The 8,887-nt window shown below is 73.2% G+C and carries 10 protein-coding genes; 7 read left to right on the plus strand and 3 right to left on the minus strand.

Annotated features, from left to right (window positions below):
* Positions 1-49: 49 nt before the first annotated feature.
* Both ACFPFQ_RS30480 and ACFPFQ_RS30485 read left to right on the plus strand, forming a co-directional pair.
* Complete coding sequence (locus ACFPFQ_RS30480) at positions 50-1,093, plus strand: aldo/keto reductase (protein WP_379625488.1); 1,044 nt, start codon at positions 50-52, stop codon at positions 1,091-1,093.
* 77 nt (positions 1,094-1,170) lie between these two features.
* Positions 1,171-1,968, plus strand: coding sequence for a DUF427 domain-containing protein (locus ACFPFQ_RS30485; RefSeq protein ID WP_379624983.1), 798 nt, complete (start codon positions 1,171-1,173; stop codon positions 1,966-1,968).
* A gap of 11 nt (positions 1,969-1,979) precedes the next feature.
* Here ACFPFQ_RS30485 and ACFPFQ_RS30490 read toward each other — a convergent pair whose 3' ends face one another.
* The 3 genes from ACFPFQ_RS30490 to ACFPFQ_RS30500 are packed head-to-tail and all read right to left on the minus strand — an operon-like array spanning position 1,980 to position 3,998.
* A complete protein-coding gene (locus ACFPFQ_RS30490) occupies positions 1,980-2,450 on the minus strand; it encodes a MarR family winged helix-turn-helix transcriptional regulator (RefSeq protein WP_379624985.1) in 471 nt (156 codons plus the stop codon).
* A gap of 23 nt (positions 2,451-2,473) precedes the next feature.
* The gene (coaA, locus tag ACFPFQ_RS30495; RefSeq protein ID WP_379624987.1) at positions 2,474-3,436 is read right to left on the minus strand and encodes a type I pantothenate kinase; all 963 of its coding nucleotides are present in this window, start codon (positions 3,434-3,436) and stop codon (positions 2,474-2,476) included.
* A gap of 55 nt (positions 3,437-3,491) precedes the next feature.
* Positions 3,492-3,998, minus strand: coding sequence for a hypothetical protein (locus ACFPFQ_RS30500; RefSeq protein ID WP_379624989.1), 507 nt, complete (start codon positions 3,996-3,998; stop codon positions 3,492-3,494).
* Positions 3,999-4,231: 233 nt separating this feature from the next.
* On the opposite strand from ACFPFQ_RS30500, the gene ACFPFQ_RS30505 reads away from it, so the two are divergent.
* The 5 genes from ACFPFQ_RS30505 (at position 4,232) to ACFPFQ_RS30525 (ending at position 8,764) form a co-directional block, all read left to right on the plus strand.
* Positions 4,232-4,693, plus strand: coding sequence for an ArsR/SmtB family transcription factor (locus ACFPFQ_RS30505; protein WP_379624991.1), 462 nt, complete (start codon positions 4,232-4,234; stop codon positions 4,691-4,693).
* A gap of 194 nt (positions 4,694-4,887) precedes the next feature.
* Entirely contained in the window at positions 4,888-6,411 is a 1,524-nt protein-coding gene (locus tag ACFPFQ_RS30510) for a hemolysin family protein (RefSeq protein WP_379624993.1), read from the plus strand.
* Positions 6,404-7,450 carry a hemolysin family protein gene (locus tag ACFPFQ_RS30515; RefSeq protein ID WP_379624995.1) on the plus strand — a complete coding sequence of 349 codons (1,047 nt, stop codon included), beginning with the start codon at positions 6,404-6,406 and terminating at the stop codon, positions 7,448-7,450. The genes ACFPFQ_RS30510 and ACFPFQ_RS30515 overlap by 8 nt, the downstream gene beginning before the upstream one ends.
* A gap of 33 nt (positions 7,451-7,483) precedes the next feature.
* The gene (locus ACFPFQ_RS30520; protein ID WP_379624997.1) at positions 7,484-7,885 is read left to right on the plus strand and encodes a PPOX class F420-dependent oxidoreductase; all 402 of its coding nucleotides are present in this window, start codon (positions 7,484-7,486) and stop codon (positions 7,883-7,885) included.
* A gap of 15 nt (positions 7,886-7,900) precedes the next feature.
* Positions 7,901-8,764 carry a 3-methyladenine DNA glycosylase gene (locus ACFPFQ_RS30525; RefSeq protein WP_379624999.1) on the plus strand — a complete coding sequence of 288 codons (864 nt, stop codon included), beginning with the start codon at positions 7,901-7,903 and terminating at the stop codon, positions 8,762-8,764.
* Positions 8,765-8,887 lie beyond the last annotated feature (123 nt).

The raw sequence follows: 8,887 nt of genomic DNA on the forward strand, positions 1-8,887 counted from the left end.
CCGGTTGACTTCGAGCGCGCTCGAACACCTACCGTCCGCGCCCATGACCATGCGCTACCGCACCCTCGGCCGGACCGGCATCGAGGTGAGCGTCCACTGCCTCGGCACGATGATGTTCGGTGCCGTCGGCAACCCCGACCACGACGACTGCGTCAGCATCGTTCACGCCGCCCTCGACCAGGGAATCAACTTCGTCGACACCGCCGACATGTACGGCGCAGGCGAGTCCGAGGAGATCGTCGGGAGGGCACTGCAGGGCCGCCGCGACGACGTCGTGCTCGCCACCAAGGTGCACTTCGCGCTGAGCGAGGGCCCCAACCGCGGCGGCAACTCGCGGCGCTGGATCGTCCGGGCGGTGGAGGACAGCCTGCGCAGGCTGCAGACCGACTGGATCGACCTGTACCAGATCCATCGCCCGGACGAGTCCACCGACATCGAGGAGACGCTCGGGGCACTGACCGACCTCGTCAGTGCCGGCAAGATCCGCGCCTTCGGCTGCTCGACGTTCCCCGCCGAGCAGATCGTGGAGGCGCAGCACGTCTCCGAGCGGCGTGGGCTGGGCCGGTTCCGCACCGAGCAGCCCCCGTACTCGATCCTCGCGCGCGGCATCGAGGCGAACGTGCTCCCGGTGGCCCAGCAGTACGGGATGGGCGTGCTGGTGTGGAGCCCGCTGGCGTTCGGCTTCCTCACCGGCAAGTACCGCAAGGGGCGGGCCGCCGACCTGACCGTCGGGCGGGCCGCGCTGCGGCCGGCGAACTTCGACGAGTCCCACCCCGTCACCGCGGCGAAGCTGGAGGCCGTCGAGCGGCTCGTCGAGGTGGCCGACGGGATCGGCGCAACGCTGCCCGAGCTCGCGCTGGCGTTCACCGTCGCCCACCCAGGCGTCACGTCGACGATCATCGGCCCGCGCACGATGGAGCAGATGCAGGCGTCGGTGAAGGGCGCCGGGCTGGTGCTCGACGACGCCACCCTCGACCGCATCGACGACATCGTGGCGCCCGGCACGAACGTCTACGAGCCCAACGCCATGCCCGTTCCCGCGCTGGCGCCCGCCCGGCGCCGCCGCCCGCTGGCGGAGCGTTCGGCAGCCTGAGCCGTCGAACGCGCACCGGTTCCGGTTCGATCATGAGCCGGTGCGCGTTCGCGGGTCGCACGCGCGACACTGGACCGGTGAGCCTCACCCGCACCAACGGTCCGCTGTCCCCCACCGCGCCCAGCACCGTCAACTACGCGCTCGACGGCCCGGCGCACAAGCTGCTGATGCACCCGTTCCCGCGACGCGTGCGCGCCGAGTTCGCCGGGCGCACCGTGCTCGACACCCGCGCCGGGATGCTCCTGCACGAGACGGCGCTGCTGCCGCGGCTCTACGTGCCGGAGGCCGATCTGGACGGCTCCGCGTTCGTCGCCACCGACCTCACCACCCACTGCCCGTTCAAGGGTGACGCCACCTATCGCTCGCTGCAGGTCGGTGACCGGGTCGTCGAGAACGCGCTGTGGGCCTACCCGGAGCCGACGGCGGCTGCACCGTGGCTCGCCGGGTACGCCTCCCTGTACTGGGACGCCGCCGACGCATGGTTCGACGAGGACGAGCAGGTCCACGCGCATCTCACCGACCCGTACACCCGCGTGGACATCCGCCCCACGAGCCGTCACGTCCAGGTGCTCGCCGGTGACACCCTCGTCGCGGAGAGCCGCTCACCACTGGTGCTGCACGAGACGGGCCTGCCTGCCCGCTGGTACCTCTCCCCCGACGACGTCGTGGTGGCCCTGACGCCCACCGCCGCCCGCACACGGTGTCCGTACAAGGGTGAGGCCCATTACTGGACGGTCACGCTGCCCGGCGGGGCGGAGCTGCCCGACGCCGCCTGGGGTTACCCGGAGCCGCTGCCGGAGTCCACCCGCATCGCCGGGCGGGTCAGCTTCCTGCACGACGAGCTGCGCACGCTGGTCGACGGGCAGCCGCAGTAGGCACCAGTCAGCTACTCGTCGTCGACGAGCAGGGCCTCCAGCGCCGGCATGGCCGCGGCGAGCGCGGCCCGCTGCTCGGCGTCGAGGCGGTGCAGCCGGCGCGCCACCAGCGCGGTACGCGCGCTGCGGACCTCATCGATGCGCCGCCGCCCCTCCGCCGAGAGCGTGACGAGTACCCCGCGGGCATCCTGGGGGTCGGCGGCGCGCTCCACGAGGCCCTGCTCGTAGAGCGCGGTGAGCACGCGGCTCATCGTCGGCGCCGTGACGGCCTCGCGGCGCGCGAGCTCGGAGAGGCGCAGCGGGCCGTAGTTCTCCACGGTGACCAGTGCCGAGAGCTGCAGCGGCGGGATCGACTCGTGACCGTCGATGCGGATGCGGCGGTTGAGCCTGCCCACGGCGAGCCGCAGGCGGGCGGCGAGCTCGGTCAGCTCGTCGGTGCCCCGGGGCACCCGGGCGCCTTCGTGGATCAGCTCGGTGGTCATCTGCACATGGTGCCAGCTCGACGTCACACCTTGCGCAATCGGATACCGGTGACGTTGTGGTCGGAACCCTTACGGAGTACCAGGCTCGCCCGTCCGCGCGTGGGGCGGATGTTCTGCTCCAGGTTCGGGCCGTTGATCTCGGCCCAGATGTTCTCGGCCCGCGCGATCGCGGCCGGCTCGTCGAGTGCGGCGTAGCGGCGGAAGTACGAGTCGGGGTCGCGGAACGCGGTCTCGCGCAGCCGCAGGAAGCGCTCCACGTACCAGCGGCGGATGTCGACGGTCGCGGCGTCGACGTAGACGGAGAAGTCGATGTAGTCGCTGACGGCGAGTGCGGCGCGCCGGTCTGTGGTCGGCGCCGCGGGTTGCAGCACGTTGAGGCCCTCGAGCAGCAGGATGTCGGGGCGGTGCACGGTGTAGCGCTCGCCGTCGACCACGTCGTAGACCAGGTGCGAGTAGACCGGCGCGGTCACCTCGGAGCGCCCCGCCTTGACCTCGGTCACGAACCGCAGCAGGGCGCGGCGGTCGTAGGACTCCGGGAAGCCCTTGCGCGTCATCAGGCCGCGCCGCTCCAGCTCCGCGTTGGGGTGCAGGAACCCGTCGGTGGTGATCAGCTCGACGCGGGGGTGCTGGGGCCAGCGGGCCAGCAGCAGGCGCAGCAGGCGCGCTGTGGTCGACTTCCCGACCGACACCGAGCCGGCGATCCCGATCACGAACGGCGTGCGTGCGGTGGTGTTGCCCAGGAAGGTGCGGTAGGCGCGGTAGAGGCGCCCACCCTCCTGCGCGTGCAGCGTCAGCAGGCGCGACAGCGGCAGGTAGACCTCGCGGACCTCGTCGAGGTCGACGGCGTCACCGAGGCTGCGCACCCGGTCGAGCTCCGTCGCGGTCAGCGGCAGCGGGGTGTTCTCCCCCAGCCGCGCCCAGGACGCGCGATCGAAGTCGACGTACGGGGATGACGTCTCGCGCGCACCGGTGCGGCTGCCGTTCATGACCCGAGAACCTAGATCCCGGACCGCCGCCGCGCTTGCAGAGGTGACGCGTTGCTCACCTCCGGGTGGCCGGTGGTACACCGATGGCCGACAACAGGAAGGCCAGCGCCCACGCAGCGCCACCGATCGCGCCCACCACGTGCAGTCCCGCCGTGAAGCCCGCGGCGTCGGCCGGTGCGCCCGCGACGGCCCCGAACAGGGCGACCCCGAGCGCCGTCCCCGCCTGCCGGGCGGTCGTGATGAGGCCGGCGGCGAGCCCGGCGCGGTCGCCCGGGACGGCCTGCACACCGGCGGCGACCACCGGCGCGGTGAACCGGCCCGCGGCGCACCCCAACCCGAGCAGGGCGGTCCCCAGCAACAGCGAGCCCTGCTCGGGCGTGACGAACACGAGCGCTGCCGCCGACGGAGCGCCCAGCGCGGCGGCCACCAGCATCGGGACCCGCGGTCCGCAGCGCGCCGCGAACCGGCCGGCCACCGGGCCCAGCACGACGAGCGGCACGAACAGCGGCAGCATCGCGACCCCGGCGGCCAGCGCCGAGCGACCCTGCACGACCTGCAGCAACAGGGGTCGCGACGAACAGCGTCCCGTTCATCGCGAGGTTCATCGCGGCCACCGCCACCGCCACCGCCAGCGGCCCCGCGGGCAGCGCCAGCGACGTGACCGCGGCCCAGACGCCCAGCCGCGGTCGGGTGCTGGACGGGGTTCCGGTGGCTGTCGATCCGGTGAGCATCGATCGAGGGTGGCGCCGAAACGCTTCGGCCTGCGCTGAAGCGTCGCCGGTGGACACTGGTGCCATGGCCACGACCGCAGGAGGAGACGCCGACGTCGCCGCGATCGCGACATTGTTCGCCGACCGCTCCCGGGCGCGCATCCTGATGGCACTCGCCGACGGCCGGTCCCTGCCCGCCGGCGTGCTGGCCGCCGAAGCCGGCCCCTCGGCCCCCGCCACCAGCGCCCACCTGGCGAAGGTGCGCACCGGCGGGCTGATCGACGTCGAACCGTCGGGTCGCCACCGCTACCACCGGCTCTCCGGGGCGGGGGTCACCGCCGCGATCGAGGCGCTCGCCGCACTGGCCCCCACCGAGCCGGTGCGCTCGCTGCGCCGGCACACGGGAGCCGCCGCCCTGCGCCGGGCCCGCAGCTGCTACGACCACCTCACGGGCGGCCTCGGCGTGGACCTGACGGCGGCGCTGCCCGAGCACGGGGCACTGCGTCGCAGGGGCCCGCACCGTCACCCGGCCGGGGACACGCCGTAGACTGGGGCGCACCTTCTCGAGGAGATCACGCCCGTGCCGACCGCAAGTCCCGCAGCGCCGGGTTGCAGTAGGAGGCCGGGCTCGCCCCGGCTACTGCTCCTCCCCGCGTCCGCGTCCACCGTGCCCATCGCCGCTGTGCCCATCACCGCTGTGCCCATCGCCGATCCTGGCCCACTCGCCGATCCGGCCGCGCCATGCTGATGTCGATACTGGGCCTGCTGGCCGTCGTCGCGCTCACCGCAGGCACCGCCGTCTCCGTCGCTTCCGAGTTCGCGCTCACCGCGCTCGAGCGCAGCCAGGTCGACGCCCACGTCGCCATGGTCGGTGACCGGCGCGCCCGCACCGTGCAGCGCGCCCACCGCGGGCTGTCGTTCCAGCTGTCGGGCAGCCAGCTGGGCATCACCGTCACCACGCTCGTCACCGGCTACGTCGCCGAGCCCGCCATCGCCGCTCTGTTCCTGCCGGGCCTGCTCGGCGCCGGCCTCTCTGAGGGGGTCGCGGCCGGTACCGCCACGGCGTTGTCGCTGGTGCTCGCCACCACGCTGTCGATGGTGTTCGGCGAGCTCGTCCCCAAGAGCCTCGCGATCGCCGACCCGCTGCGCACTGCGCGCGCCATCGTCTGGCTGCAGAGCGGGTTCGCCCACGCGTTCCGCTGGCTGATCAGCGGGCTCAACGCCGTGGCCAACACGATCGTCCGCAGGCTCGGCGTCGAACCCGCCGAGGAACTGCGCTCGGCGAGATCACCTCGCGAGCTGATCTCGCTGGTGCGCACCAGCGCACGTCACGGCACGCTCGACGCGGGCACCGCCACCCTGCTGTTCCGCTCGCTGCGGTTCACCGACCGGGTCGCGGAGGATCTGATGACACCCCGCGTGCGGGTCGAGTCGCTCGACGCCGACGACACCGTCGACGACCTCATCGCGCTCTCGCGCCGCAGCGGCTTCTCCCGCTTCCCGGTCGACGACGGCGACCCGGACGCCGTGTTCGGCGTCGTCCACGTCAAGCAGGCCTTCGGGGTGCCGGCGGCCGAGCGCGGCATCGTCACCATGCGCACCATCGCGCAGCCGGTGCCGACCGTGCCCGGCTCACTCGACGGCGACAACCTGCTCACCACGCTCCGCGCCGCCGGGCTGCAGCTGGCCGTCGTCGTCGACGAGTACGGCGGCACCGCCGGCATCGTCACGCTCGAGGACCTCGTCGAGGAGATCGTCGGCGACGTGCGCGACGAGCACGATGGTGCCGAGCAGGCCCAGGTGCGCAGGCTGGGCGCGGCCACGTGGCAGGTCTCCGGGCTGTTGCGCGACGACGAGGTGCTCGAGGCCACCGGCTTCGACATGCCCTCGGGTGACTACGAGACCCTGGCCGGGCTGGTGCTGGCGCGGCTGGGCCGCATCCCCGAGGTCGGCGACGACGTGGTGGTGGACGGCTGGCGCCTCACGGTGTGTCGCCGCGACCGCAACCGCATCGCCGACCTGCAGCTCACCCACATCGACGGTACCGACCCACGCCCGGCCCCCGCCGCGAGCGCAGGGGCCGGTGTGGCGCCCGTCGAGCGGCCCGCTGCGGCCCCGCCGGACCCTGCGGGTGCCCCGGACCCGGCCCCCGACCCGGCCCCGGACCCGGCCACTGCCGAAGAGGTGCCCGTTCCGGTCGAGTCCGACCGATCCGTGCCAGTCCGATCCGTGCCGGTCCAATCCGGGGAGCGCACCCGTGGGTAGCGATCTGCTCGCCCTGCTGGCCGCGATCCTGCTGCTGGGCGCCAACGCGTTCTTCGTCGGAGCCGAGTTCGCGCTCGTCTCGGCACGGCGCGACCGGCTGGAGGCGATGAACCAGCCCGCGGCCCGCACCGTGCTGCGTGCCGGCGCTGACCTGTCCCGGATGCTGGCTGCCTCCCAGCTGGGCATCACCATCTGCTCGCTGCTGCTGGGCCGCCTCGGCGAGCCTGCCGTCGCGCACCTGCTGGAACGGCCGCTGGGGTGGGTCGGGCTGCCCGAGGCGGTGCTGCACCCCATCGCGTTCGCGGTGTCGCTCGCGCTCGTGGTGGTCGCGCACATGGTGATCGGCGAGATGGTGCCGAAGAACATCGCCATCGCCGGCCCCGAGCGCACCGCCATGCTGCTGGTACCGCCGTTCCTGGTGTTCACCACCGCGGCGCGGCCCCTGATCGCGCTGTTCAACGTGATGGCCAACGGGGTGCTGCGGCTCATGGGGGTCGAGCCGCGCGACGAGCTGGAATCGGCGTTCACGTCCGGCGAGATGGCCGACCTCATCGCCGAGTCCGGGCGCGAGGGCCTCCTCGACGACGACGAGTCGTCCCGGCTGACCCGCACGCTCAACTCCGTGGAGACCACCGTCGCCGACGTGCTCGTGCCGCGCGCCGAGCTCGTCACGCTGCCGGCCCGGCCCACCGTCGGCGACATCGCCCGCATCGTGTCCGACACCGGTTTCTCCCGCTTCCCGGTGCGCGGCACCGGCGACCGCTACTCCGGGTACCTGCACGTCAAGGACGTGCTGGACCTCGTCGACTCCCCCGACGCCGAGGTTCCGCCCGAACGGATCCGGGTGCTGCCGGAGGTGCCGTCCGGAGCCCGCCTCGATGAGGCGCTGGCCGTGCTGCGCCGCTCGCGCGCCCACCTCGGCCGGGCGGTCGACACCCAGGGTGCGGTCGTCGGGCTCGTCACGCTCGAGGACCTCATCGAGCACGTCGTGGGCACCGTGCAGGACGGCACCCACGCGCAGCCCGGAACGGCCGGTTGACCTGAACCCGGGTTCACCTCCCAGACTGGCCGCATGAGCATCTTCACGCCTGCAGAGCTCGCCTACCTGCAGGGACAACGGATCGGTCGGCTCGCCACCACGGGGCCCGACGGGGCGCCGCAGGTCCGGCCCGTCGGGTTCAGCGTCGATCCCGACACCGGGGCGATCGACATCGGCGGCTACCACAACCCCGACTCGCAGAAGTGGCGCAACATCGTGGCCGACGGGCGCGTCGCGTTCGTCGTCGACGACGTGGTCCTCGATCCGTGGAGCCCGCGTGCGATCGAGGTCCGCGGTGTCGCGGAGACCCTCCTCGAGGAGCGCAGCAGCGCCGTACCGGGCGCGGCGCCCGGCGTGATCCGGATCCGGCCGCAGCGGATTCTGGTCTTCGGGGTGGAGCCGGACGGACCGGGATCTCGCGCCGTCACGCACTGACCTACCGTTGACGCCGTGGGCGTGCCGACCGTGCTGGAGGAGCCGGTGTGGCGCGCCCGCGCGGCGGCCCACCGCGCCCGCGTCGAACGCTGGACGCTGCCGCACCGGGAGCGGCGGCAGCGCCGCGAGGCGCACCCGGTGATGGACTTCCTGTTCACCTACTACTCGCTGCGCCCGCAGCGGCTCGAGCAGTGGCACCCCGGCCCGGACGTGCTGCTGCGCGGCGGCGAGCAGTTCCTGGACGTGCCCGGCTTCGTCCGCGACGGCGACGCGGTGCGGCTCGACCCCGCGGCGTTGCCGGAGCGGATCGCCGCCACCGCCGGGTTCGTGCAGGCCCTGCTCGCGGCCACCGCGGCCCGCCCGGCGCGGCTGGGCTGCTTCGGCCTGCACGAGTGGGCCATGGTGTACCGCAGCGACGCTCCCCGCCACGACGCCGTGGCGCTGCGGCTGGGCGCGGCCGGCACGGACGCCGTGGTGGAGTCGCTGCCCGTGCACTGCACCCACCACGACGCCTACCGCTTCTTCACGGCCGCCGCCCGCCCCCTCAACGCGCTCGTGCCGGAGCGCTCCGAGCAGGTCGCGAACGAGCAGCCCGGCTGCCTGCACGCCACCATGGACCTCTACAAGTGGGCCTACAAGCTCGCTCCGGCCACGCCCGCCGAGCTGCTGGCCGACTGCTTCGCCCTCGCCGTCGAGGTGCGCGAGCTCGACATGCGCGCGAGTCCCTACGACCTCGCCGCGCTGGGCTATCCGCCCGTCCGCATCGAGACCCCCGCCGGCCGGGCCGAGTACGCCCGTGCCCAGGCCGGGTTCGCCGCTGCCGCTGCTCCCCTGCGCTCTCGGCTGCTGGCTCTCTGCTCGGTGCTGCTTCCCGCCTGACCCGGCGACCGCCGCTGCCCTTGTCCGTGCGGGTCTGTGGTCAATCTTCGATTGACCACAGGAAGGTGTCAATGTTTCATTGACATAGTAGAGAGGGACGTCATGGAGCGGCGTGGCTCTCCC

It is taken from the genome of Pseudonocardia sp. GCM10023141, from assembly GCF_042653605.1.

Coding starts and splice junctions, on each gene's coding strand:
- ACFPFQ_RS30480 (WP_379625488.1), top strand. CDS start 50: ATGCGCTACCGCACCCTCGGCCGGACCGGCATCGAGGTGAGCGTCCAC.
- ACFPFQ_RS30490 (WP_379624985.1), bottom strand. CDS start 2,450: ATGACCACCGAGCTGATCCACGAAGGCGCCCGGGTGCCCCGGGGCACC.
- coaA (WP_379624987.1), bottom strand. CDS start 3,436: ATGAACGGCAGCCGCACCGGTGCGCGCGAGACGTCATCCCCGTACGTC.
- ACFPFQ_RS30505 (WP_379624991.1), top strand. CDS start 4,232: ATGGCCACGACCGCAGGAGGAGACGCCGACGTCGCCGCGATCGCGACA.
- ACFPFQ_RS30510 (WP_379624993.1), top strand. CDS start 4,888: ATGCTGATGTCGATACTGGGCCTGCTGGCCGTCGTCGCGCTCACCGCA.
- ACFPFQ_RS30520 (WP_379624997.1), top strand. CDS start 7,484: ATGAGCATCTTCACGCCTGCAGAGCTCGCCTACCTGCAGGGACAACGG.